The organism is Streptomyces sp. NPDC056486 (assembly GCF_042795295.1).
Taxonomy (GTDB): Bacteria; Actinomycetota; Actinomycetes; order Streptomycetales; family Streptomycetaceae; genus Streptomyces.
Map to the genome: position 1 here is coordinate 35,073 of NZ_JBHTSF010000044.1, position 25,273 is coordinate 60,345.

Below are 25,273 nucleotides of genomic sequence, written 5' to 3' on the forward strand. Positions count from 1 at the left end.
CAGATGCTGCCATAGCGCCCCGGTAGGGGCGCGAGGAACTGCGCGACCAGCCCCCACGACCCGCAGCCACTCAGCTGCCGTCCGGATCCTCCCGGTCCAGCGCGGGATGCGGAGTAGCCCCCCTGACCAGCAACTGATCAGCGGCAGCCGTGTCCGTAACCAGGCTGGTGACAAGCCCGGACCTCAGCACGGCATCAATCGCGGCGGCCTTCCGCTGCCCACCGGCAATGGCGACGACCTCGGGAATGCGGCGAAGCCGATCCGCCTCGACGGTGATGCACCGCTCCCCCAGATCACGCCCGACCCGACGCCCCTCGGCGTCGAAGAGGTGCGCGGACATCTCCGCGGCCACTCCCAGCGAAGCGTAGTGCGCGCGCTCCTCGTCGCTGAGCATGTCGTGGACGGTGGAGATGCCGGGCTCCCAGGAGCCGATGGAGACGGCGGCGACGGTGACCTTGTCGAAGTACTCAAACGCCCGCGCGATCCCGGTCTGGTTCCGCAGCGCGGCGGCCGTGGCCGGGTCCGGGAGCAGCATCGGCGCGTAGATGGGGTGGGCCTCGCCGCCGGAGACCTGCGCGGCACGCCGCACGGCCTCGACCGAACCGCGTTCGGCGGTCCCGGCGTCGTACACACCCGTCAGCTGCACCACGGTGCACGGCGGCAGCTGGTCGAGAGCAGCCGCCATGTGGATGGTCGAGCGCCCCCACGCGAGGCCGAGGACGTCGCCTTCGTTGACCAGCTCGCCGAGCAGATCGGCCGCGACCTCGCCGAGGTTCTCGGGATCGGGCGACTCCTCGACCTCGTCGGCCGAGGTGGGCGACTCGACGACGACCGCGTGCCGCAGGCCGTAGCGGGCGCGCAGCGCGTCCGAGCGCTCCGCGTCCAGCTCGGCGGGCACACGGATCTCGATCCGTACGAGATCGCGCTCGAGGGCCGTCTCCAGGACCCGGGCCACCTTGAAGCGGCTGACGCCGAACTCCTCGGCGATCTGGATCTTGGACTTGCCCTCGAGATAGAAGCGGCGGGCCATGGCCGCCGCCTGCACCAGCTCCGCGGGTCCCATCCGCATGGCTGACCGGCCGCCCGTCGACACGACGATCTCCTCACTGTCATTTCAAGCAACTGTCGTTCACGCATTCACACGCACTGACACGCATACGCATTCATACGCATTGGTGCGGCTTCGCGCGCATTGCCACGGCTTCACGCGCATTGCCGCAGCACAACCTGGGTTCGCCGTTCATCCTTGCAGATCCGACGTACTTGATCAGCCCCGGAGGACCGCGTTCATGTTCTTGTGGCTCAGTGGCCGCACGCCCATGCCGCCCCTGCCGTCGCCTCCGCCGCTTGGGTGCGCAGTGCACGTACCGCCGCCGCCGGGTCGTCCGCGCCGTACACCGCGGAGCCCGCCACGAAGACGTCGGCGCCCGCCTCGGCGCAGCGCTCGATGGTCGCGGCCGAGACCCCGCCGTCGACCTGGAGCCAGAGTTCGAGGCCATGCTTGCTGATCAGCTCACGGGTGCGGCGGATCTTGGGCAGCATGATGTCGAGGAACGACTGCCCTCCGAAGCCCGGCTCGACCGTCATGATCAGCAGCATGTCGAGCTCGGGGAGGAGGTCCTCGTACGGCTCGATGGGTGTCGCGGGCTTCAGCGCCATGGAGGCGCGGGCGCCCTGGGCGCGGATCTCACGGGCCAGGCGGACGGGTGCGGCGGCCGCTTCCGCGTGGAAGGTGACCGATCCGGCGCCCGCTTCGACGTACTGCGGTGCCCAGCGATCGACGTCCTCGATCATCAGATGGCAGTCCAGCGGTGTGTCCGTCGCCCGTGCCAGGGACTCTACGACCGGTACCCCCAGAGTGAGGTTCGGGACGAAGTGGTTGTCCATGACGTCGACATGGAGCCAGTCGGCACCTTCGACCGCTGTTGCCTCCTCGGCAAGACGGGCGAAATCCGCGGACAGGATGCTGGGGTTGATCTGCACGGCCATGCCCCAAGACTGCCATGCCCGGCGCTCGTTGCCCTCCGCGGTCCGTAGCGTGGGCCGACGGGCTCCTCTGACCATGGACCGCGTGCCATGCTGGGCGGTCCACCGGCACCACGTGGGGCAGCGGGGGTAGCCATGCCAGACGAACGGTCGGACGGTCAGCGCCAGGCGGGGCGGGGCGTGGCCTGGCTGGTGTGCGGGCGGCGCACCAAGTGGCTCGTGGTGCTCTTCTGGCTGGTGGTGATCGTCGCGGCCGCACCGCTGGCCCAGAAGCTCACGGACGCCCAGGACAACCAGGCATCGTCCTGGCTGCCCGGTTCCGCGGAGTCCACGCAAGTCCTCAAGATCTCCGAAGAATTCAGGCCCGAACAGATCCCCGCGATCGTCGTGTACGCCCGCGAGAGCGGGCTCACCGTCAAGGACCGGGTGCAGATCGCCAAGGACGTCCGCGAGCTCAAGGAACTGCGCGCCCACGGCATCCGCGGCGCGGAGACACGCGGCCCCCTCTTCGACACGAAGAAGGCCTCGGGCGCCGACGCCGCCAGGGCCGCGCAGGTCTTCGTGCCCATCACCATGGACGAGAAGGGCTGGGAGCGGATCGCGCCCGCCGTCGACTCCATCCGGGAGCGGGTCGGCGGGACCGGTGAGAGCGCCGACGGCCTCGCGGTGCACGTCACCGGGCCCGGCGGAACGTCGGCGGACTTCTCCGAGGCGTTCGACGGCCTCGACTCGACGCTGCTCCTCTCGGCGGCCGGTGTCGTCATCGTGATCCTCCTGATCACCTACCGCAGTCCGGTCCTCCTGGTCGTCCCGCTGATCTCGGTGATCGTCTCCCTCTTCACCGCACAGGCGCTGATCTACCTGCTCGCGGAGCACGCGGGCCTGACGGTCAACGGCCAGAGCGCGGGCATCCTCACGGTCCTCGTCTTCGGCGCGGGGACGGACTATGCGCTGCTCCTGGTCGCCCGCTACCGCGAGGAGCTGCGCCGGCACGAGGACCGGCACGAAGCGATGCAGCTTGCCCTGCACCGGGCGGGCCCCGCGGTCATCGCGTCGGGCGCCACGGTCGTCGTCAGCATGCTGGTCCTTCTCACCGCCGACATGAACTCGACGCGGGGCCTCGGCCCTGTCGCCGCCATCGGTGTCGCGGTCGCCCTGATCGCGATGCTGTCGCTGTTCCCCGCGCTCCTGGTGGTCTGCGGCCGGTGGCTCTTCTGGCCGCTGGTCCCGCACAACGGCTCCCAGGAGCCCACCGAGCGCGGCGTCTGGGCCCGCACGGGCCGCCGCATCGCCCACCGCCCACGACTGACCTGGAGCGTCACAGCGGTGGTCCTCGCGGCGCTCGCCCTCGGCATGACGCAGCTGCGCGCGGAAGGGCTGAGCAACGCGGACTCGTTCACGGACAAGCCGGACTCGATCGTGGGCCAGGAGGTGCAGGCCGAGTACTTCGACGCGGGCAGCGGTGACCCGCTGGTGATCGTGGCCGACGCGGATCAGGGCGACGAGGTCCGCGCCGTGGTCGCCCGGACCAGCGGGGTGGTCCCGGCCAGCATCGTCGTACCACCGGGGACGAAACCGGAGTACGAGGGCAGGGTTCTGTTCGAGGCGACGACGACCGACGCCACCGACAGCGGGGCGGCCAAGCGGACCGTGGAGCGGGTGCGCGACGCGGTGCACGCGGTGCCCGACGCGGACGCGCAGGTGGGCGGCAACACGGCGGCCATCCTGGACATGGACCGCGCCACGACCCACGACAACAAGCTGGTGATCCCGCTCGTCCTCGTCGTCGTCCTGCTGATCCTCGGCCTGCTGCTGCGCGCCCTGGTCGCGCCGCTGCTCCTGATCGCGACGGTCGTTCTGTCCTTCACCGCCGCCCTGGGAATCAGCGCGCTCGCCTTCCGCCACATCTTCGACTACGCGGGCGAGTCCACGGACTTCCCGCTCTTCGTCTTCGTGTTCCTGGTGGCGCTCGGCATCGACTACAACATCTTCCTGTCGACCCGCATCCGTGAGGAGGCAGGCCGACAGGGCACCCGTGCGGGCGTGCTCACCGGCCTCGCCGCGACCGGTGCGGTCATCACGTCGGCGGGCCTGGTCCTCGCGGGCACGTTCGCCGCGCTCGGCACGCTCCCGATGGTGGGGTTCGCCGAGATCGGCTTCGCGGTCGCGATCGGCGTCCTGCTCGACACCTTCGTCGTACGGTCCGTCCTGGTCACGGCGTTGTTCCTGGACGTGGGACCGAAGGTGTGGTGGCCGCACGCCCTGAGCAAGGACCGGGCGGTCCGTACTCCGGCGGTGACCTCGGGCAGTCCGAACTCAGGCAGTCCGCCGGATCAGCGCTAGGTACATCGCGTCCGTGCCGTGCAGATGCGGCCAGAGCTGGAGGTCGGGCCCGTCACCCAGGGCCGGTACGCCGGGCAGCAGCGGGCGTGCGTCGATCAGTTCGGCGGCGCCCTCGTGCTGCTTGAGCACGTCGTCGACGACAGCGCGCGTCTCCGCGAGATGCGGTGAGCAGGTGGCGTATCCGACGATGCCCCCGACGCGCACGGACTCCAGCGCGGTACGCAGCAGACCCCGTTGGAGCGGCGCGAAGCCGTCCAGGTCCTCCGAACGGCGCCGCCAGCGGGCCTCGGGGCGACGGCGCAGGGCACCGAGCCCCGTGCAGGGCACGTCCATCAGGACGCGGTCGAAAGTGCCTGGTTGCCACGGCGGCCGGGTGCCGTCGGCGGCGATGACCTGGTAGGGACCCGGGTTGCCGCGCAGGGACTGCGCGACGAGGCGGGCGCGGTGCGGCTGCTTCTCGGCGGCAAGGAGGGCCGCGCCGCGCTGCGCTGCGAGACCGGCGAGCATGGCGGCCTTGCCGCCAGGGCCCGCGCATCCGTCGAGCCACTTCTCGTCGCGCCCCTCGATCGGGGCGTTCGCGAGTGCGATCGCGACGAGCTGGCTGCCCTCGTCCTGTACCCCTGCACGGCCCTCGCGCACGGCGTCGATCGATCCGGGCTCGCCGCCTTCGCTGAGCCGCACGGCATACGGCGACCAGCGGCCCGGCAGCGCGTTCTCCTCGCCGACCACGTCGAGGAGTTCATCGGCGGTGGTGCGCCCCGGGCGGGCCACGAGAGTGACCTCGGGCCGCTCGTTGTCGGCTTCCAGAAGGTCCTCGATGCCCGCACGGCCGCCGCCGAGCGCGTCCCAGAGCGCGGAGACGACCCAGCGGGGGTGCGAGTGGACTACGGCGAGGTGGTCCTCGGCGTCCTCGTCGTAGGGCGGCGCGACCCTCTCCACCCAGCCGTCGAGATCGTCGGCGGCGACCTTGCGCAGGACCGCGTTGACGAACTTGGCCCGCCCGTCACCGAGCACCACGCGCGCCAGCTCCACGGAGGCGGAGACGGCGGCATGCGTCGGGATACGCGTCCCGAGCAGCTGGTGCACGCCCATGTTCAGCACGTCGAGCACCGGCGGGTCGACCTCGCGCAGCGGCCGGTCGATGCAGGCGGCCACGATCGCGTCGTACGTTCCCTGCCTGCGCAGCGTCCCGTAGACGAGCTCGGTGGCGAGCGCCGCGTCACGCGCGTCGAACTTCTCGGGCCCCTCCTTCTCCCGGGCCTTGCGCAGGAGCGGCGGCAGGACGAGGTTCGCGTAGGCATCGCGCTCGTCCACGGCCCGCAGCGCCTCGAAGGCGAGGAAGCGGACGGGGTCCTTCTTGGGGCGGCGGTGGGGCTTGCCGGGCTTGCCCTGCTTCTGGGGACGCCGGTCGGGCTGGTCGTTCAAAGGTGCTCCGCTATTGGATGGGGCGAACTGATTCAGCGTACGTCGGTGGCGCCGAGGCGCTCGTCCGGGGCGATCCGCACCCCGCGCGCCCAGTCGGCGCCGCGCATCGGCTTCTTGCCCTGCGGCTGGACCCAGAGCAGCTCCACGGCGTGCGAGCCGGTGCCGACGTACACATTGTTCTTGGCCGCGGCGAGCTCACCGGGCGCGAGATCGGTGCGGTCGGCGACGAGCGCGGCCTGGATGATCTTCAGCCGCTCACCGCGGAACACGGACCAGGCACCGGGCGCAGGGGTGCAGCCGCGCACGACCCGGTCGACGCGGAGGGCCGGAGCGGCCCAGTCCACCTGGGCGTCCTCGACGGTGATCTTCGGGGCGAGGGTGATGCCGTCGGCGGGCTGCGGTACGGCCTTCAGGGAGCCGTCCTCGATGCCGTCCATGGTGGCGGCGAGCAGTCCGGAGCCCGCGAAGGCGAGCCGGGTGAGCAGGTCACCGCTGGTGTCGGTGGCCCTGACGACCTCGGTGACAGTCCCGTACACCGGCCCGGAGTCGAGCCCCTGCTCGATCAGGAAGGTGGAAGCCCCCGTGATCTCGTCTCCCGCCATCACCGCGTGCTGGACGGGCGCGGCACCGCGCCAGGCGGGCAGCAGCGAGAAGTGCAGGTTGACCCAGCCGTGGGCCGGGACGTCCAGGGCGACCTTGGGCAGCAGCGCGCCGTAGGCGACGACCGGGCAGCAGTCGGGCGCGATCTCGCGCAGCCGCGCCAGGAACTCCTCGTCGCGCGGCTTCGCGGGCTTGAGGACCTCGATGCCTGCTTCCTCCGCACGCTGGGCCACGGGGCTCGCGATGAGCCTGCGGCCACGGCCCGCGGGGGCGTCGGGCCGGGTGACGACGGCGGCCACCTCGTGCCGGTCGGAGGCGATCAGGGCGTCCAGGGCGGGGACGGCGACCTCGGGGGTGCCTGCGAAGACGAGCTTCATCGGTGGCTGTCGGCCTCTCGGGACGGAAACGTGCGGGCAGCGCACCAGTCTATGAGCCGCTCCGCCGGGCCGCTCCCCGCGGGGCCGCCCGTGCCGGACCGCCCGTGCCGGACCGCTCCGCCCAAGGTGCCGCTCACCTGGGGGCGTACGCGCGTACACGCGCCCCGTGCATATGCGCATACGCCCCTGCACCGTGACCCCACACGAACTAGCGCGTTGGTCAAGAAAGAGTTGACCACAACGGGCCGCTGACGCGGCCCGATCCTTTTCAACGCCGGTTCGAGAGGCTTGTTCATGGCCGACCACGCAACCCACGACGCCCAGGCACGGGCCAGCCTGCATCTCCTGGTTCGGGACATCGAACGGGTCCGCCGGCAGGTGGACGCACTGCGTACGCTCACCGCCCAGCTCGGCAACGTCTACCGCCCGCGCCGCTCAAGCCCCTCCGCGGGCTTCGTCGTGTACGGGCGCGCCCCCGCCCCGACCGTCCGCCTCGCCCAGGAACTGCGGGACAGCGTCGAGACGCTTGTGACCGCCGCGGTGGACTTCGACCGCTCGCTGGGCTTCTCGTGGGACGCGGTGGGCTCGGCCCTCGGGGTCACCAAGCAGGCGGTGCACCGCCGTTACGGCGCACGTCGGGCCACGACCCAGGCGGCGGCGGACGCCGAGCGCGCCACGGAGACCCTCCCCTCCCCCACGACCGCCCGGCCCCCGGTCCCTGTCGGCGCCCCGCTCCCCTCGGTGCCCGCGGCCCGCGCGATGCCGACCCAGCCCACGGCAGGCAGCCCCGCCCTGCGCGAGGACCCCCGCCCCAACGCGTTCCCGGGCCCACGCAACGGCTGAACACGGCAACTTCGACGGCTGCCTCCACCGGGTCCCCCACCCGGCGGGGCAGCCGCCGCCGTTTCGCCCCCATGGCGGGCAGGCCGCTCCACACTGGCGCAACCCCCACCCAAGCCGCTGCCGGGCCGCCCTCGTTGTGCCCACGCCGGGCACCGATGAACGGGGCGGCAAGCGCAGCACGGGCATCGCGAGCCCCGAGCGCCAGGCAGACCCACCCCGGAGGGGCAACACGGCCTAACCAATATCCAAGGGATCCACCCGAATCCGAACCGGCTCCTCGGCCCCCCGGGCCATCCGCGCGGCCTGCGCCACCTTCAGCGAGGCGGCGAGCGCGGCCCCACTCCCCGGCGGCACCCGAATCAGCACCCGCTCCCACCGCTCCCCGACCGGCGCCGCCCCGGCCCGGCGCGCAGGCCCTGGCCCCGCGTCAGGCACCGGAACGGGCCCCAACACCACCGCGTCCCCCGGCAGTTCGGCCCCGGCGAGAAACCCCGAGAGGGCCTCCGACGTCCCCGCCACCGAAGCCATCCGCGACACGGGCGGAAACCCCAGCTCGGCCCGCTCGGAAAGCTCCCGCACCGCGTGCCCCACGGGGTCCCACCGCACGAGCGCCTGCACAGGCCGCAGCGTCGGCTCGGCGACGACCACCACGGTCCCGCCGACCCCCTGCGGCCGCACCAGCGAGGCCGCGCCGATCCACCGCCGCAGCGCTTCCTCCCCGGCCCGCAGATCGGGCCGCCCCAGCATGGCCCACCCGTCGAGCAGCAGGGCAGCGGCATAGCCGCCCTCTGCGACAGGCTCCGCCCCCGGCGTACTCACCACCAGCGCAGGCGTCCCCGGCACGGTGTCGAGCACCTGCTCACGCCCCGAGGTCCGCACCGGCACCGCGGGAAACGCCCGCCCCAACTCCTCGGCCGTACGCCGCGCCCCCACCACCTGCGCCCGCAGCCGGAACCCCCCGCACTCCCCGCAGTGCCACGCGCCTTCCTCCACACCGCACCAGCCACACCACAGCCCGCCGCCGTCCCGCGCCTCCAACGGCCCCGCACAGCGCCGGCACCGCGCGGGCTCCCGGCACCTCTCGCACGCGAGCCGGGGCACATACCCCCGCCGAGGCACCTGCACAAGGACAGGCCCGTGCTTCAGCCCCTCCCGCACCACGTTCCAGGCAAGCGTGGGAAGCCGCGCGGCCCGTGCGGCCTCGTCCCGGGCGAGATCTCCGTCCCCCACGGTCCGTACGAGCGGCGCGGCCCCCCGCACCTGCTCACGATCGGCGACCAGCGGCGCGGCCCACCCGCTCTCCACAAGCTGCGCGGCCTCAACCGTGCAACTCCAACTCCCCAACAGAAAACCGCACTTGTCCCGCGAGGCCCGAAGTTCGAGCACCTCCCGGACATGCGGAAAGGGAGCATTGTCGTCGCTATGGCTGGCATCGCCGTCGTCCCAGACGACAACGAGCCCAAGATTCCGTACGGGAGCGAACATGGCGGCCCGGGTGCCCACCACGGCCCGCACGGCGCCACGCCGCACGGAAAGCCACTCCCGATACCGCCGCTCCTGCCCCACATCAGCGGTGAGCAGAGCATGCTGCCCCGCCCCCATCAGCTGGGTCAGCGCCGCATCGACCCTCGCCGCGGGCCGCCCGGCAGGCACAACGACAAGAGCCCCACGCCCCGAAGCAAGAGTCGCCTGCACGGCCCTGGCGATCTCCTCGGCCCACTCCGGCCCGGGAAGAGCGGTCCACACGGCCCGGGGCGCACCCCCCGAGGCAAGCGCCCCGAGGAACTCCGCCCCATGCCCGTACCGCCGCCAGGACCCCGCTTCAGGCGCGGCCGGAGGCGCCGGCACCTCCCCCGTCTTGCGTGCCTCGGCCCGCGCGTGCCGGGGCGGAACGGCCAGTTGCAACACATCGGCAAGGCTGCCCGCGTACCGATCTGCCACGGCCCGAGCAAGCCCGAGCAACTCACCCTCGAGCACGGGCTCGGGCGAAACGACCTGCGCCAGAGCGGCCAGGGGCCCGGAGTAGTCCGACTCGGCAACCCTCTCCACGAGATACCCGTCGATCAGCCCCCCGCCCTCACGCCGCCCACCCCGCACATTCCGCGCCCCGGCCCCGAACCGCACCCGAACCCGCACCCCGGGCTGCGCCTGCTCGTCCAACTCCTCGGGCACCGCATAGTCGAAGTACCGATCAAGATGCAGCACGCCTTTGTCCACAAGCACCCGAGCCACAGGCAAACTCTTGGCCAGCGGAGCCCCCCGCCACGTCCGCGGCTTGGCCCGGGGCACATCGGCCTTGCGCACCGCGTCCCGAATGAGCGCAAGCTGCTCCGGAGGCTCGGCCCCTGCCGCCCCCTCAGATTTCTGATTCTCGCTGCTCACAGCAGCATTCCTACCAGACCGCACTGACACGACCGCGGGGCCGATATCCCCACGGCACGACGGAGCCCGGCACCCCCACCAGGGGCACCGGGCTCCGTCGGAACTCGCGAAGAGAGGGAGCCTTACAGCCCCGCGGCCTTCCGCAAAGCGTCCACCCGATCCGTCCGCTCCCACGTGAAGTCGGGAATGGCCCGGCCGAAGTGGCCGTACGCAGCGGTCTGCGCGTAGATCGGGCGCAGCAGGTCCAGGTCGCGGATGATCGCGGCCGGGCGCAGGTCGAAGACCTCGGCGATGGCGGCCTCGATCTTGTCGGTGTCGACCGTGGCCGTGCCGAACGTCTCCACGAACAGGCCCACCGGCTCGGCCTTGCCGATCGCGTAGGCGACCTGGACCTCGCAGCGAGCGGCGAGGCCCGCGGCGACGACGTTCTTGGCGACCCAGCGCATCGCGTAGGCGGCGCTGCGGTCGACCTTGGACGGGTCCTTGCCGGAGAAGGCGCCGCCACCGTGGCGGGCCATGCCGCCGTACGTGTCGATGATGATCTTGCGGCCGGTCAGGCCGGCGTCGCCCATCGGGCCGCCGATCTCGAAGCGGCCTGTCGGGTTGACCAGGAGGCGGTAGCCCTCGGTCTCCAGCTTGATGCCGTCCTCGAGGAGGGCCTTCAGCTCGGCCTCGACCACGAACTCCCGGATGTCGGGGGCAAGGAGCGAGTCCAGGTCGATGTCGCTCGCGTGCTGCGAGGAGACGACGACCGTGTCGAGGCGGACGGCCTTGTCGCCGTCGTACTCGATGGTGACCTGGGTCTTGCCGTCGGGACGCAGGTACGGGATGGTCCCGTTCTTGCGGACCTCGGACAGGCGGCGCGAGAGGCGGTGCGCGAGGTGGATCGGGAGCGGCATCAGCTCCGGGGTCTCGTCGCAGGCGTAGCCGAACATCAGGCCCTGGTCGCCCGCGCCCTGCTTGTCGAGCTCGTCCTCGTCGCCTTCGACGCGCTTCTCGTACGCCGTGTCGACGCCCTGCGCGATGTCGGGGGACTGCGAGCCGATGGACACCGAGACGCCACAGGAGGCGCCGTCGAAGCCCTTCTTGGAGGAGTCGTAACCGATCTCGAGGATCTTGTCGCGCACCAGCTGCGCGATCGGCGCGTACGCCTTGGTGGTCACCTCGCCGGCCACGTGCACCAGGCCGGTGGTGATCAACGTCTCCACGGCGACCCGGGATTTCGGGTCCTCCCGCAGAAGGGCGTCAAGAATGGTGTCGCTGATCTGGTCAGCGATCTTGTCGGGGTGACCCTCGGTCACAGACTCCGAGGTGAAGAGACGGCGGGACACATCGCTCCCTGTGGTTGCAGCGGCTGCTGGCTGATCATTGGTGGACGGCCGAGAGCTGCGCTCGACGTCGTCCGAGACCAGTTTATCGGTCGCACTCGGCCGCCGGACCACGTGTCTCGCCACTTGGGAGTGCTGTGACCTGCGGCACTGCATTGTGCGGTACGACAATCGTTCTCCACCAGAGGGCCTCACGCCCGAATTTCCCGGGTTTGAGGCGCCCAGTGGGGCGATTGTGACATTCGGGCCCAGGTTTTCGCGCCTGTTCTGCTGAGGCTTGGGCAGGAGACTTCGTCCGGCTTATTTTGGCCTTCTGGCTTCTTCTGCGGGTCACCCTGATTTTTTCAGGAATTTTTCGGCAGGCGTTCAGCCACCAGATCCCAGACCGTGTCCGCGAGCGCTTCCTTGGGTCCGTACGGCACGGGGGTCTCGCTGCCGTCCGCGCCGAGCACGACCGCCTCGTTCTCCTCGGAGCCGAACGTCTTGCGCTCGCCCACTTCATTGACGACGAGCAGGTCACAGCCCTTGCGTTCCAGCTTGGCGCGGCCGTTGGCGAGCACGTCGTCCGTCTCGGCGGCGAAGCCGACGACGACCTGGCCGGGGCGCGGCCTCTCGCCCGCGATCTCGGCGAGGATGTCGGGGTTGCGGACCAGGGCGATGGGCGCCGGTTCCTGACCGTCCTTCTTCTTGATCTTTCCTGCCGCGTACGTCTGCGGGCGGAAATCGGCCACGGCCGCCGCCATCACCACGGCATCGGCGTCCGCCGCCGCCTTCAGGACCGCCTCGCGGAGCTGGACCGCGGTGCCGACCGGCAGGACGTCGACGCCCACGGGCGCGGGAAGGGCCGCGTTCGCCGACACGAGCGTGACACGGGCACCGCGCGCCGCCGCGCTGCGGGCAAGGGCGTACCCCTGCTTGCCGGAGGAACGGTTGCCCAGGAAGCGGACCGGGTCGAGCGGCTCGCGCGTCCCGCCCGCGCTGACGACGACGTGCCGGCCCGCGAGGTCCTGGGCCAGATCACCGCGCGCCAGGACACGACGTACGACTTCGAAGAGTTCCACCGGATCCGGGAAGCGGCCCTTGCCCGTGTCCACGCCCGTGAGGCGGCCGACGGCGGGCTCGATGACGAGGGCGCCGCGGCGGCGCAGCGTGGCGACGTTCTCCTGCGTGGCCGGGTGCTCCCACATCTCCGTGTGCATGGCGGGCGCGAAGATCACCGGACAGCGGGCGGTGAGGAGCGTGTTCGTCAGCAGGTCGTCGGCGAGGCCGTGGGCCGCCTTCGCCATCATGTCGGCCGTCGCCGGGGCGACGATCACGACGTCGGCGGACTGGCCGATCCGTACGTGCGGCACCTCGTGGACATCGGACCAGACCTCGGTCGAGACCGGGTTGCCGGACAGGGCCGACCACGTGGCCGCCCCCACGAAGTGCAGCGCCGATTCGGTCGGCACGACGCGTACGTCATGGCCCGACTCGGTCAGCCGCCGCAGCAGCTCACAGGCCTTGTACGCGGCGATACCGCCGCTGACCCCCAGAACGACCTTGGGCTTGCCCACCGTGCCTCCCCGCACTCGCGTCCCCCGGACCGGGGAACGTACGACTCCATGACACACCACAGGCCCGGCAGTCGCGCTGCCGGGCCTGAGATGAAGAAAAGAACTGCAAGAAAAGAACTGTGACTACTGCGCCGGGCCCTCGATGGCCTCGGACGTCAGCAGACCCGCGTTGATCTCGCGGAGCGCGATCGAGAGCGGCTTCTCGTGGACGTGGGTGTCCACCAGCGGGCCGACGTACTCCAGCAGGCCCTCACCGAGCTGCGAGTAGTACGCGTTGATCTGGCGCGCGCGCTTGGCGGCGTAGATCACGAGGCTGTACTTCGAGTCGGTCGCTTCGAGGAGCTCATCAATCGGCGGGTTGATGATGCCCTCGGGCGCAGTGATGGAAGAGGACACTCTCTGCCTTCCGATGGGGTTCGACCTTCGGATGGAAATTGAAGGCCGAGCCGGGTTACTGAGGATGAAGAAAATCAAACAACTTTCATCAAGGCTAGCAGCTCGCGTGCCACGTCCTCGACGGAGGTATTGACCAGGGTGGTGTCGAACTCGGCCTCGGCAGCGAGTTCGATCTTTGCGGCGCCGAGCCTGCGCTCGATCACCTCGGGCGCCTCGGTCCCCCGGCCGGTGAGCCGGCGGACCAGCTCCTCCCAGCTCGGCGGGGCGAGGAAGACCAGCTGCGCGTCGGACATCGACTCGCGGACCAGGCGCGCGCCCTGCAGATCGATCTCCAGAAGGACGGGCTCGCCCGCCTCGAGGCGTTCGAGGACGGCACCCCGAGGCGTGCCGTAGCGGTTGCCCGCGAACTCGGCCCATTCGAGCAGCTCGCTGTTGGCGATCAGCTTGTCCATTTCTTCGTCGGAGACGAAGAAGTAGTGGACACCGTGCTTCTCGCCGGGGCGCGGCTTCCGGGTGGTGGCCGAGACGGAGAGCCAGACCTCGGGGTGTTCCTTGCGCATATGAGCGACGACCGTGCTCTTGCCGACCCCGGAGGGGCCGGAGAGCACGGTCAGCCGCGGACGTACGTCCGGGGGCACGGGGGTCGTCCCCCGGGATGTTGCAGCCATGCAGCGATTATCCAGGTTCTCAGGAGTGCCTGAGAACGTCAGGCAGCGCCACCGCCGAACTCACGCTCCAAGGAGGCGATCTGATTGGAGCCGAGACCGCGCACACGGCGGCTTTCGGAGATGCCAAGACGCTCCATGATCTGCTTGGCGCGGACCTTGCCCACGCCGGGCAGGGACTCCAGGAGAGCGGAGACCTTCATCTTGCCGATGACATCGTTCTCCTGACCCTGCTTGATGACCTCATGAAGGGAGGCGCCGGAGTGCTTGAGTCGATTCTTGACCTCGGCCCGCTCCCGGCGAGCCGCGGCGGCCTTTTCGAGCGCGGCTGCGCGCTGTTCAGGGGTAAGGGGCGGAAGAGCCACGCCTACGTCACCTCGGATGTCGAACTGTCGGATACGGACCGGTGAGGAACCTAGTCGCCCCACACCTGGTGAGCAACGTGCAACGCGCTTGCCCGTTCGCTCTCGTCGGAGACTAGCGGGCATGGCCGCCAGAGTCAGCGAGAACAGACGAAAAGTCCTGGTCAGCCTCTGTCGAGGTGTACATTCCGGGCATTTCACCCCGGATTTGGCTTGGTGAGCCATCAGCGAAACGTGAGGACGTGGCCGGACACGTCCTGCGAAGGCGGAAAAACACCCTCAGGCCACCCTCATGCCGAGGCGACGGCCTCACGAATCTCGTCCGCGAAGCGGCTCGCCGCGACGCGCAGACCCACCACGTCGGGACCCTCACGCAGGACACCCCGGCTGACGCTCGGCACCACATTGCGCACGACGTCCCCGAAGACGCCCGGCAGATCCGCCGGCGTTGCGCCCTGCGCCCCGAGGCCGGGGGCGAGCAGCGGACCGTTGACCGCGAGGTCGTACGAGGAGAGGTCCCCCAGCGTCGCCCCGACGACGGCCCCGAAGGACCCCAGGGGCTCCGCCCCGGCGTTCTCGGCCGCCAAGTGCCCAAGCATCGTCGCGCCGATCGTGCGGCCGTCCTCGCGCACCGCGTGCTGCACCTCGGCGCCCTCGGGGTTGGAGGTGAGGGCGAGCACGAAGAGCCCGGTGCCGTTCTCGCGCGCGAGGTCGACGGCCGGCTTCAGCGATCCGTAGCCGAGGTAGGGCGAGACGGTGAGGGCGTCGCTGAACAGCGGTGAGTCCTTGTGCAGGAAGGTCTCCGCGTACGCGGCCATCGTCGAGCCGATGTCACCGCGCTTGGCGTCCATGACCACCAGGGCGCCGGCGGCGCGCAGCTCCTGGACGGCCTTCTCCAGTACGGCGATGCCGCGCGAGCCGAAGCGCTCGAAGAACGCGCTCTGCGGCTTGAAGACCGCGACGGTACCGGCGAGCGCCTCGACGACGGTCCCGGTGAACCGCTCCAGGCCCGCGACGTCGTCGTTCAGGCCCCAGGCGGACAGCAGGGACGCGTGCGGGTCGATGCCGACGCAGAGCGGCCCGCGCTCGTCCATGGCGTGGCGCAGGCGCGTACCGAAGGGTTCGAGGGCACTCATGATGCGGACTTCCTTACGTCGGCGCCGACGGCCTCGGCGAGCGTGGCGTACGGGGAGGTGTTCAGACGGGCGGCGAGCCCCTTGTGGATCGCGCGGCCCCAGAAGGGCCCCTCGTAGATGAACGCGCTGTAGCCCTGCACCAGGGTGGCGCCCGCGAGGATCCGCTGCCAGGCGTCCTCGGCGTTCTCGATGCCGCCGACGCCCACCAGCGTGATGCGGTCGCCCACGCGCGCGTAGAGGCGGCGCAGGACCTCCAGGGAGCGCTCCTTGAGGGGCGCGCCGGACAGACCGCCCATCTCCGCGTAGAGCGAAGGTTCGGATTGCAAACCGAGGCTCTCGCGCGCGATGGTCGTGTTCGTGGCGATGATGCCGTCGAGACCGAGCTCGACGGCCAGATCGGCGACCGCGTCGATGTCCTCGTCCGCGAGGTCGGGGGCGATCTTCACGAGGAGCGGCACGCGCCGCCCGGTGACGCTCCGGTCGGCCGCCTCGCGTACGGCGGTGAGCAGCGGCCGCAGCGACTCCGTGGCCTGGAGATTGCGCAGGCCTGGGGTGTTCGGGGACGACACGTTCACCACGAGGTAGTCGGCGTGGGCGGCGAGCCGCTCGGTCGACTTCACGTAGTCGGCGGCCGCCTCATCCTCGGGGACGACCTTGGTCTTGCCGATGTTGACGCCCACGACCGTCTTGAAGACGGCCTTACGGGCACCCAGGCGCTCGGCGACGGCCGCCGAACCCTCGTTGTTGAAGCCCATGCGGTTGATCAGTGCCCGGTCCTGCACGAGCCGGAAGAGACGCTGCTTGGGGTTGCCGGGCTGCGGCTCCCCCGTGACGGTGCCGATCTCGATGTGGTCGAAGCCCAGCATCGACATGCCGTCGATCGCGACGGCGTTCTTGTCGAAACCGGCCGCGAGCCCGAACGGGCCGTGCATGCGAAGCCCGAAGGCCTCGGTGCGCAGCTCCTTGTGGCGCGGCGCGAGCACGGCCGCGACGAAGGTGCGCAGGACGGGGACGCGGGCAGCGAGCCGGATCCAGCGGAAGGCCGTGTAGTGGGCCTGCTCCGGGTCCATGCGCTTGAAGACGAGGTTGAAGAAGAATTTGTACATGGGGTGTCCTCGGTGTTCTCACCAGAAGGGGGACACCGGATCGGTGTCCCCCTGGTGGGCTGCTAGTCGCGGGCCGCGGTCAGATGCTCCGCGTGTTCCTGGAGTGAACGGACGCCCACGTCCCCGTGGTTGAGCGCGTCGATGCCCTGGACGGCGGCGGCGAGCGCCTGGACCGTGGTCAGGCAGGGCACGGAGCGGGACACGGCCGCCGTACGGATGTCGTAGCCGTCGAGGCGGCCACCCGTGCCGTACGGGGTGTTGATGATGAGGTCGACCGCACCGTCGTGGATGAGCTGGACGATCGTCTTCTCGCCGTTCGGGCCCTCGCCCTCGCTCTGCTTGCGCACGATCGTGGCGTTGATGCCGTTGCGCTTGAGCACCTCGGCCGTGCCGGACGTGGCGAGCAACTCGAAGCCGTGCGCGACCAGTTCACGCGCCGGGAAGATCATCGAGCGCTTGTCGCGGTTGGCGACGGAGATGAAGGCACGGCCCTTGGTCGGCAGCGGACCGTACGCGCCCGCCTGCGACTTGGCGTACGCCGTGCCGAACACCGAGTCGATGCCCATGACTTCACCGGTGGAGCGCATCTCCGGGCCGAGGATGGTGTCGACGCCACGCCCGTGGATGTCGCGGAAGCGCGACCACGGCATCACGGCTTCCTTCACCGAGATCGGCGCGTCCATCGGCAGCGTGCCGCCGTCACCGGTCGCCGGGAGCATGCCCTCGGCGCGCAGTTCGGCGACGGTCGCGCCGAGCGAGATGCGCGCGGCGGCCTTGGCGAGCGGCACCGCGGTCGCCTTCGAGGTGAAGGGGACGGTGCGCGAGGCACGCGGGTTGGCCTCCAGGACGTAGAGGATGTCCCCGGCCATCGCGAACTGGATGTTGATGAGCCCGCGCACGCCGACGCCCTTGGCGATGCCCTCCGTGGAGGCGCGGAGCCGCTTGATGTCGTGCCCGCCGAGCGTGATCGGGGGCAGCGCGCACGCGGAGTCGCCGGAGTGGATGCCGGCCTCCTCGATGTGCTCCATGACGCCGCCGAGGTAGAGCTCGTGGCCGTCGTAGAGCGCGTCCACGTCGATCTCGATCGCGTCGTCGAGGAAGCGGTCGACGAGGACCGGACGCGAGGGGCTGATCTCGGTCGACTCCTTGATGTACGCGGAGAGGCGGGTCTCGTCGTACACGATCTCCATGCCGCGACCGCCGAGCACGTACGACGGGCGGACGAGGACGGGGTAGCCGATCTCGTCGGCGATGGCCTTGGCCTCGTCGAAGGTGGTGGCGGTGCCGTGCTTGGGCGCCGGGAGACCGGCCTCGGCGAGCACCCGGCCGAAGGCGCCGCGGTCCTCGGCGGCGTGGATGGCCTCGGGCGGGGTGCCCACGACCGGGACGCCGTTGTCCTTGAGGGCCTGCGCGAGGCCGAGCGGGGTCTGGCCGCCGAGCTGGACGATGACGCCCGCGATCGGGCCTGCCTGCGCCTCGGCGTTGACGATCTCCAGGACGTCCTCGAGCGTGAGCGGCTCGAAGTAGAGACGGTCGGAGGTGTCGTAGTCCGTCGAGACGGTCTCGGGGTTGCAGTTGACCATCACGGTCTCGTAGCCCGCGTCGCTCAGCGCGAAGGAGGCGTGGACGCAGGAGTAGTCGAACTCGATGCCCTGGCCGATGCGGTTGGGGCCCGAGCCCAGGATGATCACCGCGGGCTTCTCGCGCTTGGCGACCTCGTTCTCCTCGTCGTACGAGGAGTAGAAGTACGGCGTGTTGGCGGCGAACTCGGCGGCGCAGGTGTCGACCGTCTTGTAGACGGGGCGGACCCCGAGCGCGTGCCGGACCTCGCGGACGACGTCCTCGCGCAGGCCGCGGATCTCCGCGATCTGGGCGTCGGAGAAGCCGTGCCGCTTGGCCTCGGCGAGCAGATCGGCGTCCAGGCGCTCGGCGGCGGCGAGCTCGTCCGCGATCTCCTTGATCAGGAAGAGCTGGTCGACGAACCACGGGTCGATCTTCGTGTGTGCGAAGACCTCTTCCGGGCTCGCGCCGGCGCGGATGGCCTGCATGACGGAGTTGATGCGCCCGTCGGTCGGCCGGACGGCCTCTTCCAGAAGAAGGGCCTTGTCACCGGGCTCGCCGACGAAGGTGAACTGCGAGCCCTTCTTCTCCAGGGACCGCAGCGCCTTCTGCAGGGCCTCGGTGAAGTTGCGGCCGATCGCCATGGCCTCGCCGACCGACTTCATGGTGGTCGTCAGCGTGGAGTCGGCGGACGGGAACTTCTCGAAGGCGAAACGCGGGGCCTTGACCACTACGTAGTCGAGGGTCGGCTCGAAGGACGCCGGGGTCTTCTCGGTGATGTCGTTCGGGATCTCGTCGAGCGTGTAACCCACGGCGAGCTTCGCTGCGATCTTCGCGATCGGGAATCCGGTGGCCTTCGACGCGAGCGCGGACGACCGCGAGACACGCGGGTTCATCTCGATGACGATGACCCGGCCGTCCGTCGGGTCGATGGCGAACTGGATGTTGCAGCCGCCGGTGTCGACGCCGACCTCGCGGATGATCGCGATGCCGACGTCACGCAGGTCCTGGTACTCGCGGTCGGTCAGCGTCATCGCGGGCGCGACGGTGATCGAGTCGCCGGTGTGCACGCCCATCGGGTCGAAGTTCTCGATGGAGCAGACGACCACGACGTTGTCGTTCTTGTCGCGCATCAGCTCCAGCTCGTACTCCTTCCAGCCGAGGATGGACTCCTCCAGGAGCACCTCGGTGGTCGGCGAGAGCGTGAGGCCCTGCCCGGCGATGCGGCGCAGCTCCTCCTCGTCGTGCGCGAAGCCGGAACCGGCGCCGCCCATGGTGAAGGAGGGGCGGACGACCACGGGGTAGCCGCCCAGCTCGTCGACGCCCTTGAGGACGTCGTCCATCGAGTGGCAGATGTACGAGCGGGCGGACTCGCCGAGCCCGATCTTCTTGTTGACCTCTTCGACGACGCCCTTGAAGAGCTCGCGGTCCTCGCCCTTGTTGATCGCCTCGACGTTGGCGCCGATGAGCTCGACGCCGTACTTCTCCAGGACGCCCTGCTCGTGCATGGAGATCGCGGTGTTGAGCGCGGTCTGGCCACCGAGGGTCGGGAGCAGCGCGTCGGGGCGCTCCTTGGCGATGATCTTCTCGACGAACTCGGGGGTGATCGGCTCGACGTAGGTCGCGTCGGCGATCTCCGGGTCGGTCATGATCGTCGCCGGGTTGGAGTTCACCAGGATGACGCGCAGGCCCTCGGCCTTGAGCACGCGGCACGCCTGGGTGCCGGAGTAGTCGAACTCGGCGGCCTGGCCGATGACGATCGGGCCGGAGCCGATGACCAGGACGGACTGGATATCGGAGCGCTTAGGCACGCTGGCCCTCCATCAGAGATACGAAGCGGTCGAAGAGGTACGCGGCGTCGTGCGGGCCGGCAGCAGCTTCGGGGTGGTACTGGACGCTGAAGGCCGGCTGGTCGAGGAGCTGAAGCCCCTCCACCACCTGGTCGTTCAGGCATACGTGGGAGACCTCGGCGCGCCCGAAGGGGGTGTCCGAGACCTTGTCGAGGGGCGCGTCCACGGCGAAGCCGTGATTGTGCGCGGTGACCTCGACCTTGCCGGTGGTGCGGTCCTGCACCGGCTGGTTGATGCCGCGGTGGCCGTACTTCAGCTTGAAGGTGCCGAAGCCGAGGGCGCGGCCGAGGATCTGGTTGCCGAAGCAGATACCGAAGAGCGGCGTCTTGCGTTCGAGCACGCCCTGCATGACGGAGACGGGGTGGTCGGCGGTGGCCGGGTCGCCGGGACCGTTGGAGAAGAACACCCCGTCAGGGTTGACCGCGTACACGTCTTCAACCGTGGCGGTGGCAGGCAGGACGTGCACCTCGATGCCGCGTTCGGCCATGCGCTGCGGGGTCATGCCCTTGATGCCGAGGTCCACGGCGGCGACCGTGAACTTCTTGGTGCCGATCGCGGGGACGACGTACGTCTCCTTGGTGGCGACCTCGGCGGAGAGGTCGGCGCCCTTCATCTGCGGGGATGCCTGCACCTTGGCGAGCAGGGCGTCGTCGCGGACGCCGGTCCAGGCCTCGCCGGAGAAGATGCCGACGCGCATCGCGCCGCGCTCGCGCAGGTGGCGGGTGAGGGCGCGGGTGTCGATGCCGGAGATGCCGACGACGCCCTGGTTCGCGAGCTGCTCGTCGAGGGAGCGCTTGGCGCGCCAGTTCGACGGCACGCGTGCGGGGTCGCGCACGACGTAGCCGGAGACCCAGATGCGGGCGGACTCGTCGTCCTCGTCGTTCACGCCCGTGTTGCCGACGTGCGGGGCCGTCATGACGACGACCTGGCGGTGGTACGAGGGGTCGGTGAGGGTCTCCTGGTAGCCGGTCATGCCGGTGGAGAACACCGCTTCGCCGAAGGTCTCCCCCACGGCCCCGTAGGCACGGCCGCGGAAGATGCGGCCGTCCTCCAGGACGAGTACGGCGGGAGTCCTGGAGGCTCCCCTTGTGGAGGTCGTCATCGTGCGGTGCCTTCCGTCGTGCTGGTCGTATGGATCATGTTGTTGATGGCCTCGACCCACTCGGCCTGCTCGGCCGCGTGGTCCGAGCGGAAGCCCGAGTCGAGCAGCTTCTCGCCGTGTTCCCAGGTGACGATCAGCAGACCGCCCTCCGCGAGGACCTTTCCCGCGATGCCCTTGTCGAGGCGGGCCTCGCGCAGTTGGCCGGCCGGGACGAAGAAGTCGGCTGCCCCGGGGCGTACGACGTCGAGGCCCGCGTCCGTGAGCGTCAGCTCCACGCGGCTGCGGGTACCGAGGCCGTGCGCCACGATGCGGTCGAGCCACTGCCCTGCCGTGGTCGAGCCGTGGTAGCGGCCGGTCAGCTCAAGTTTCGCCGGGCCCGGCTCGCTCGGCGCGCTGGGCAGCTCCGGCAGGTCGCCCTGGAGCGTGCCGCGCCATTTCCAGCCCTCGCGCATCAGCCAGTAGACGAGCGCGATGAAGAGCAGGAGGCCGACGACCCAGCCCGCGCGCGCGGCCCAGTCGGTCACGTCCGCCGATTTCTTGTCGGCGGCCAGTTCCAGAAGAGATGTCACGCGAGCTTCCCGTCTACGACCGTGGCGCGGCCCCGCAGCCACGTGTGCGTCACGCGGCCCGGCAGCTCACGGCCCTCGTAGGGGGTGTTGCCGCTGCGCGAGGCGAAGCCCGCGGGGTCCACGACACCACGGTAAGCCGGATCGAGAAGCGTGAGGTTCGCGGGCTCACCTGCCGAGACGGGGCGTCCGTGGCCCGTCGCCCGGCCGATCTCGGCGGGCTTGACGGACATCCGGTCGGCTACCGCGGACCAGGTAAGCAGGCCCGTCTCGACCATCGTCTGCTGGACCACGGAGAGCGCGGTCTCCAGGCCCACCATGCCCATGGCGGCCGCGGCCCACTCGCAGTCCTTGTCCTCGTGCGGGTGCGGGGCGTGGTCGGTGGCGACGATGTCGATCGTGCCGTCGGCCAGGGCCTCGCGCAGCGCCATGACGTCGCGCTCGGTGCGCAGCGGCGGGTTGACCTTGTAGACCGGGTTGTACGAGCGGACCATCTCGTCGGTCAGGAGCAGGTGGTGCGGGGTGACCTCGGCGGTCACGTCGATGCCGCGCGACTTGGCCCAGCGCACGATCTCGACGGAGCCCGCGGTCGACAGGTGGCAGATGTGCACCCGCGAACCGACGTGCTCGGCGAGCAGCACGTCACGCGCGATGATCGACTCCTCGGCGACGGCGGGCCAGCCGCCGAGGCCCAGCTCGGCGGAGACGATGCCCTCGTTCATCTGGGCGCCCTCGGTGAGGCGCGGCTCCTGGGCGTGCTGGGCGACGACGCCGCCGAAGGCCTTCACGTACTCCAGGGCGCGGCGCATGATCACGGCGTCGTCGACGCACTTGCCGTCGTCGGAGAAGACGGTGACACCGGCCGCCGACTCGTGCATGGCGCCGAGCTCGGCGAGCTTCTTGCCCTCGAGGCCGACGGTGACGGCGCCGATCGGCTGAACGTCCGCGTATCCGCCCTCCTGGCCGAGGCGGTAGACCTGCTCGACGACGCCTGCGGTGTCGGCGACGGGGAAGGTGTTGGCCATGGCGAACACGGCGGTGTAGCCACCGGACGCGGCGGCCCGCGTACCGGTCAGGACGGTCTCGGAGTCCTCGCGGCCGGGCTCGCGCAGGTGGGTGTGCAGGTCGACGAGGCCCGGCAGCAGGATCTTGCCGTCGGCCTCGACCACCGTCACGTCGTCGGCCGCCTCGATGCCGGTGCCCACCTCAAGGATGGTCTCGCCGTCGATCAGGACGTCCTGGGGCTCGCCGCCGAGGACCTTCGCACCACGGATCAGGGTCTTGCTCATGTCTTACTTCTCCTCGGAACCGGTGGGGCGGGTGTGGGTGACGGCGGGTTCGTTGCCGCCAAGGAGCAGGTAGAGCACCGCCATGCGGGTGTGGACGCCGTTGGCGACCTGCTCGATGACCGTGCAGCGCTCGGAGTCGGCGACCTCGGCGGTGATCTCCATGCCGCGGACCATCGGCCCGGGGTGCATCACGATGGCGTGCTCGGGCATCTTCGCCATGCGCTCGCCGTCCAGGCCGTAGCGGCGCGAGTACTCGCGCTCGGTCGGGAAGAACGCGTCGTTCATGCGCTCGCGCTGCACGCGCAGCATCATCACTGCGTCGGACTTCGGAAGCACACGGTCCAGGTCGTACGAGACGTCGCAGGGCCAGCTGTCCACGCCGACCGGCACGAGCGTGGGCGGGGCGACGAGGGTGACCTCGGCTCCCAGGGTGTGCAGGAGGTCGACGTTCGAGCGCGCTACCCGGCTGTGCAGGACGTCGCCGACGAGCGTGATGCGCTTGCCGTTCAGGTCCTTGCCGAGGCCCGCGTCCCTGCCGACGAGGCGGCGGCGCATGGTGAAGGCGTCGAGCAGTGCCTGCGTGGGGTGCTGGTGGGTGCCGTCGCCCGCGTTGATCACCGGGGCGTCGATCCAGCCGGAGGTGGCGAGGCGGTAGGGGGCGCCGGACGCGCCGTGCCGGATGACGACGGCGTCGACGCCCATCGCCTCCAGGGTCTGGGCGGTGTCCTTGAGGGACTCGCCCTTGGAGACGCTCGATCCCTTGGCGGCGAAGTTGATGACATCGGCGGAGAGGCGCTTCTCGGCGGCCTCGAAGGAGATCCGGGTCCGGGTCGAGTCCTCGAAGAACAGATTGCAGATCGTGCGGCCGCGCAGCGCGGGCAGTTTCTTGATCGGCCGGTCGGCGACCCGGGCCATCTCCTCGGCGGTGTCGAGGATGAGAACGGCGTCGTCGCGGGTGAGGTCGGCGGCCGAGATGAGGTGTCGCATCATCTGGGTTTACTCCGTCATGTGGAGGTGTGCGGGCACGCGGGCGCGCAGGGGTGTGCCCCGGTGCCCGTGGGGGAAGCCGGGCCTACGCGGAAGCGGGCTTGGCGCCGAGCAGCACGGCGTCGCGGCCGTCCTCCTCGGCGAGCTGGACCTTGACCGTCTCCCGCAGCGACGTGGGGAGGTTCTTGCCGACGTAATCGGCGCGGATCGGCAGTTCGCGGTGGCCCCGGTCGACGAGAACGGCGAGCTGGACCGCGCGCGGCCGGCCGATGTCGTTCAGGCCGTCGAGGGCGGCGCGGATGGTGCGGCCGGAGAAGAGCACGTCGTCGACGAGGACGACGAGGCGGCCGTCGATACCGTCACCGGGAATCTCGGTGCGGGCGAGTGCGCGCGGCGGATGCATGCGCAGATCGTCGCGGTACATCGTGATGTCGAGTGAGCCAACCGGGATCGTGCGTCCGGTGATTTCTTCGAGCTTCTCGGCGAGTCGCCGGGCGAGGAAGACGCCGCGGGTGGGAATGCCGAGCAGCACCACGTCTTCGGCGCCTTTGGCGCGCTCGACGATCTCGTGTGCGATTCGGGTCAACACCCGTGCGATGTCCGGGCCTTCGAGCACGGGCCGGGCGACATCGGGTTCGTTCGTGTCGTGCGAGTCCATATGAAACGGACCTCCTTCTCCGCCTCACGGGACGGACCTTAAAGGACGTCGAAATTGCGCCATCCACGCTACCAGCACCGGCAACACCGCCGGTCACGACCCCCCTCGGAGGGTCGGTACGGACCATTCGGCTTGACGCACCCAAGTAACGCTGCGTAACCTCACAGTGAGTTACCGTTCTTCGTCCGGGGAGCTATATGTCCAGCGAATACGCCAAACAGCTCGGGGCCAAGCTCCGCGCCATCCGTACCCAGCAGGGCCTTTCCCTCCACGGTGTCGAGGAAAAGTCCCAGGGACGCTGGAAGGCGGTCGTGGTCGGTTCGTACGAACGCGGCGACCGCGCCGTGACCGTACAGCGCCTCGCCGAGCTGGCGGACTTCTACGGCGTCCCGGTCCAGGAGCTGCTGCCCGGCACCGCTCCGGGCGGTGCGGCCGAGCCGCCGCCCAAGCTCGTGCTCGACCTCGAGCGCCTGGCGCACGTCCCGGCCGAGAAGGCGGGACCGCTGCAGCGGTATGCGGCCACGATCCAGTCGCAGCGCGGTGACTACAACGGCAAGGTGCTCTCGATCCGCCAGGACGACCTGCGCACTCTCGCCGTGATCTACGACCAGTCGCCCTCGGTTCTCACCGAGCAGCTGATCAGCTGGGGCGTGCTTGACGCGGACGCGCGCCGCGCCGTCGCCCACGACGACGTCTGACTCCCTCAAGGGAGAACTGAGCAGAAACGTAACGCCGGGGTGGCCGGAACCGATCGGG

21 protein-coding genes are annotated in these 25,273 nt (G+C 70.3%); 3 read left to right on the forward strand and 18 right to left on the reverse strand.

What is annotated here, in order from left to right; translation table 11 throughout:
• Nucleotides 1–70: 70 nt before the first annotated feature.
• Both ACFQ7F_RS19400 and rpe read right to left on the reverse strand, forming a co-directional pair.
• The gene (locus tag ACFQ7F_RS19400) at nt 71–1,069 is read right to left on the reverse strand and encodes a sugar-binding transcriptional regulator (protein WP_383271949.1); all 999 of its coding nucleotides are present in this window, start codon (nt 1,067–1,069) and stop codon (nt 71–73) included.
• Nucleotides 1,070–1,302: 233 nt separating this feature from the next.
• On the reverse strand, nt 1,303–1,989 hold the full coding sequence (gene rpe, locus ACFQ7F_RS19405) for a ribulose-phosphate 3-epimerase (RefSeq protein ID WP_383271911.1): 687 nt from the start codon (nt 1,987–1,989) through the stop codon (nt 1,303–1,305).
• Between the two features lie 132 nt (nt 1,990–2,121).
• Here rpe and ACFQ7F_RS19410 point away from each other — a divergent pair, with 132 nt between their 5' ends.
• Entirely contained in the window at nt 2,122–4,329 is a 2,208-nt protein-coding gene (locus ACFQ7F_RS19410) for an MMPL family transporter (protein WP_383271913.1), read from the forward strand.
• Here the strand turns inward: ACFQ7F_RS19410 and ACFQ7F_RS19415 are convergent.
• Together ACFQ7F_RS19415 and fmt are read right to left on the reverse strand one after the other, a co-directional pair.
• Nucleotides 4,303–5,754, reverse strand: a complete 1,452-nt coding sequence (locus ACFQ7F_RS19415; RefSeq protein WP_383271915.1) for an RsmB/NOP family class I SAM-dependent RNA methyltransferase — start codon at nt 5,752–5,754, stop codon at nt 4,303–4,305. The two genes, ACFQ7F_RS19410 and ACFQ7F_RS19415, sit on opposite strands and share 27 nt — an antisense overlap.
• Nucleotides 5,755–5,786: 32 nt before the next feature.
• Nucleotides 5,787–6,731 carry a methionyl-tRNA formyltransferase gene (gene fmt / locus ACFQ7F_RS19420; protein WP_383271917.1) on the reverse strand — a complete coding sequence of 315 codons (945 nt, stop codon included), beginning with the start codon at nt 6,729–6,731 and terminating at the stop codon, nt 5,787–5,789.
• Nucleotides 6,732–7,025: 294 nt separating this feature from the next.
• Here fmt and ACFQ7F_RS19425 point away from each other — a divergent pair, with 294 nt between their 5' ends.
• A complete protein-coding gene (locus tag ACFQ7F_RS19425; protein ID WP_383271919.1) occupies nt 7,026–7,574 on the forward strand; it encodes a hypothetical protein in 549 nt (182 codons plus the stop codon).
• Nucleotides 7,575–7,808: 234 nt separating this feature from the next.
• On the opposite strand, the gene ACFQ7F_RS19430 is transcribed toward ACFQ7F_RS19425, so the two are convergent.
• The 14 genes from ACFQ7F_RS19430 to pyrR all read right to left on the reverse strand — a co-directional run bounded on the left by ACFQ7F_RS19430 (nt 7,809) and on the right by pyrR (nt 24,517).
• Nucleotides 7,809–9,956, reverse strand: coding sequence for a primosomal protein N' (locus tag ACFQ7F_RS19430; protein ID WP_383271921.1), 2,148 nt, complete (start codon nt 9,954–9,956; stop codon nt 7,809–7,811).
• 122 nt (nt 9,957–10,078) lie between these two features.
• Nucleotides 10,079–11,287: a methionine adenosyltransferase gene (gene metK / locus ACFQ7F_RS19435; protein WP_383271923.1), complete on the reverse strand. Its 1,209-nt coding sequence runs from the start codon at nt 11,285–11,287 to the stop codon at nt 10,079–10,081.
• A gap of 341 nt (nt 11,288–11,628) precedes the next feature.
• The gene (gene coaBC, locus ACFQ7F_RS19440) at nt 11,629–12,840 is read right to left on the reverse strand and encodes a bifunctional phosphopantothenoylcysteine decarboxylase/phosphopantothenate--cysteine ligase CoaBC (protein ID WP_383271925.1); all 1,212 of its coding nucleotides are present in this window, start codon (nt 12,838–12,840) and stop codon (nt 11,629–11,631) included.
• A 123-nt stretch (nt 12,841–12,963) separates the two neighbouring features.
• Nucleotides 12,964–13,236: a DNA-directed RNA polymerase subunit omega gene (gene rpoZ / locus ACFQ7F_RS19445; protein WP_005319902.1), complete on the reverse strand. Its 273-nt coding sequence runs from the start codon at nt 13,234–13,236 to the stop codon at nt 12,964–12,966.
• A 74-nt stretch (nt 13,237–13,310) separates the two neighbouring features.
• Nucleotides 13,311–13,904 (reverse strand): guanylate kinase, encoded by a 594-nt coding sequence (gene gmk / locus ACFQ7F_RS19450; RefSeq protein WP_383271927.1) that lies wholly within the window; start codon nt 13,902–13,904, stop codon nt 13,311–13,313.
• Between the two features lie 38 nt (nt 13,905–13,942).
• Nucleotides 13,943–14,266 carry an integration host factor gene (locus ACFQ7F_RS19455; protein WP_005319887.1) on the reverse strand — a complete coding sequence of 108 codons (324 nt, stop codon included), beginning with the start codon at nt 14,264–14,266 and terminating at the stop codon, nt 13,943–13,945.
• 287 nt (nt 14,267–14,553) lie between these two features.
• On the reverse strand, nt 14,554–15,399 hold the full coding sequence (gene pyrF / locus ACFQ7F_RS19460; protein WP_383271929.1) for an orotidine-5'-phosphate decarboxylase: 846 nt from the start codon (nt 15,397–15,399) through the stop codon (nt 14,554–14,556).
• Nucleotides 15,396–16,505, reverse strand: a complete 1,110-nt coding sequence (locus ACFQ7F_RS19465) for a quinone-dependent dihydroorotate dehydrogenase (RefSeq protein ID WP_383271931.1) — start codon at nt 16,503–16,505, stop codon at nt 15,396–15,398. The genes pyrF and ACFQ7F_RS19465 overlap by 4 nt, the downstream gene beginning before the upstream one ends.
• A gap of 62 nt (nt 16,506–16,567) precedes the next feature.
• On the reverse strand, nt 16,568–19,876 hold the full coding sequence (gene carB / locus ACFQ7F_RS19470; protein ID WP_383271933.1) for a carbamoyl-phosphate synthase large subunit: 3,309 nt from the start codon (nt 19,874–19,876) through the stop codon (nt 16,568–16,570).
• Nucleotides 19,869–21,017 carry a glutamine-hydrolyzing carbamoyl-phosphate synthase small subunit gene (gene carA, locus ACFQ7F_RS19475; protein WP_383271935.1) on the reverse strand — a complete coding sequence of 383 codons (1,149 nt, stop codon included), beginning with the start codon at nt 21,015–21,017 and terminating at the stop codon, nt 19,869–19,871. Before carA ends, carB begins: the two co-directional genes overlap by 8 nt.
• Entirely contained in the window at nt 21,014–21,586 is a 573-nt protein-coding gene (locus tag ACFQ7F_RS19480; protein ID WP_383271937.1) for a hypothetical protein, read from the reverse strand. Before ACFQ7F_RS19480 ends, carA begins: the two co-directional genes overlap by 4 nt.
• The gene (locus ACFQ7F_RS19485) at nt 21,583–22,872 is read right to left on the reverse strand and encodes a dihydroorotase (RefSeq protein ID WP_383271939.1); all 1,290 of its coding nucleotides are present in this window, start codon (nt 22,870–22,872) and stop codon (nt 21,583–21,585) included. The genes ACFQ7F_RS19480 and ACFQ7F_RS19485 overlap by 4 nt, the downstream gene beginning before the upstream one ends.
• Nucleotides 22,873–22,875: 3 nt before the next feature.
• Complete coding sequence (locus tag ACFQ7F_RS19490; RefSeq protein WP_383271941.1) at nt 22,876–23,862, reverse strand: aspartate carbamoyltransferase catalytic subunit; 987 nt, start codon at nt 23,860–23,862, stop codon at nt 22,876–22,878.
• 82 nt (nt 23,863–23,944) lie between these two features.
• Nucleotides 23,945–24,517, reverse strand: a complete 573-nt coding sequence (pyrR, locus tag ACFQ7F_RS19495) for a bifunctional pyr operon transcriptional regulator/uracil phosphoribosyltransferase PyrR (RefSeq protein WP_383271943.1) — start codon at nt 24,515–24,517, stop codon at nt 23,945–23,947.
• A gap of 197 nt (nt 24,518–24,714) precedes the next feature.
• Between pyrR and bldD the strand changes: the two genes are divergently transcribed.
• Entirely contained in the window at nt 24,715–25,215 is a 501-nt protein-coding gene (gene bldD / locus ACFQ7F_RS19500) for a transcriptional regulator BldD (RefSeq protein ID WP_135330908.1), read from the forward strand.
• Nucleotides 25,216–25,273: the final 58 nt, after the last annotated feature.

Bases quoted from the DNA above. Each gene is read 5' to 3' on its own strand.
- ACFQ7F_RS19400 (WP_383271949.1), bottom strand. From the start codon at position 1,069: ATGCGGATGGGACCCGCGGAGCTGGTGCAGGCGGCGGCCATGGCCCGC.
- rpe (WP_383271911.1), bottom strand. From the start codon at position 1,989: ATGGCCGTGCAGATCAACCCCAGCATCCTGTCCGCGGATTTCGCCCGT.
- ACFQ7F_RS19410 (WP_383271913.1), top strand. From the start codon at position 2,122: ATGCCAGACGAACGGTCGGACGGTCAGCGCCAGGCGGGGCGGGGCGTG.
- fmt (WP_383271917.1), bottom strand. From the start codon at position 6,731: ATGAAGCTCGTCTTCGCAGGCACCCCCGAGGTCGCCGTCCCCGCCCTG.
- ACFQ7F_RS19425 (WP_383271919.1), top strand. From the start codon at position 7,026: ATGGCCGACCACGCAACCCACGACGCCCAGGCACGGGCCAGCCTGCAT.
- gmk (WP_383271927.1), bottom strand. From the start codon at position 13,904: ATGGCTGCAACATCCCGGGGGACGACCCCCGTGCCCCCGGACGTACGT.
- pyrF (WP_383271929.1), bottom strand. From the start codon at position 15,399: ATGAGTGCCCTCGAACCCTTCGGTACGCGCCTGCGCCACGCCATGGAC.
- ACFQ7F_RS19465 (WP_383271931.1), bottom strand. From the start codon at position 16,505: ATGTACAAATTCTTCTTCAACCTCGTCTTCAAGCGCATGGACCCGGAG.
- carA (WP_383271935.1), bottom strand. From the start codon at position 21,017: ATGACGACCTCCACAAGGGGAGCCTCCAGGACTCCCGCCGTACTCGTC.
- ACFQ7F_RS19485 (WP_383271939.1), bottom strand. From the start codon at position 22,872: ATGAGCAAGACCCTGATCCGTGGTGCGAAGGTCCTCGGCGGCGAGCCC.
- ACFQ7F_RS19490 (WP_383271941.1), bottom strand. From the start codon at position 23,862: ATGATGCGACACCTCATCTCGGCCGCCGACCTCACCCGCGACGACGCC.
- pyrR (WP_383271943.1), bottom strand. From the start codon at position 24,517: ATGGACTCGCACGACACGAACGAACCCGATGTCGCCCGGCCCGTGCTC.
- bldD (WP_135330908.1), top strand. From the start codon at position 24,715: ATGTCCAGCGAATACGCCAAACAGCTCGGGGCCAAGCTCCGCGCCATC.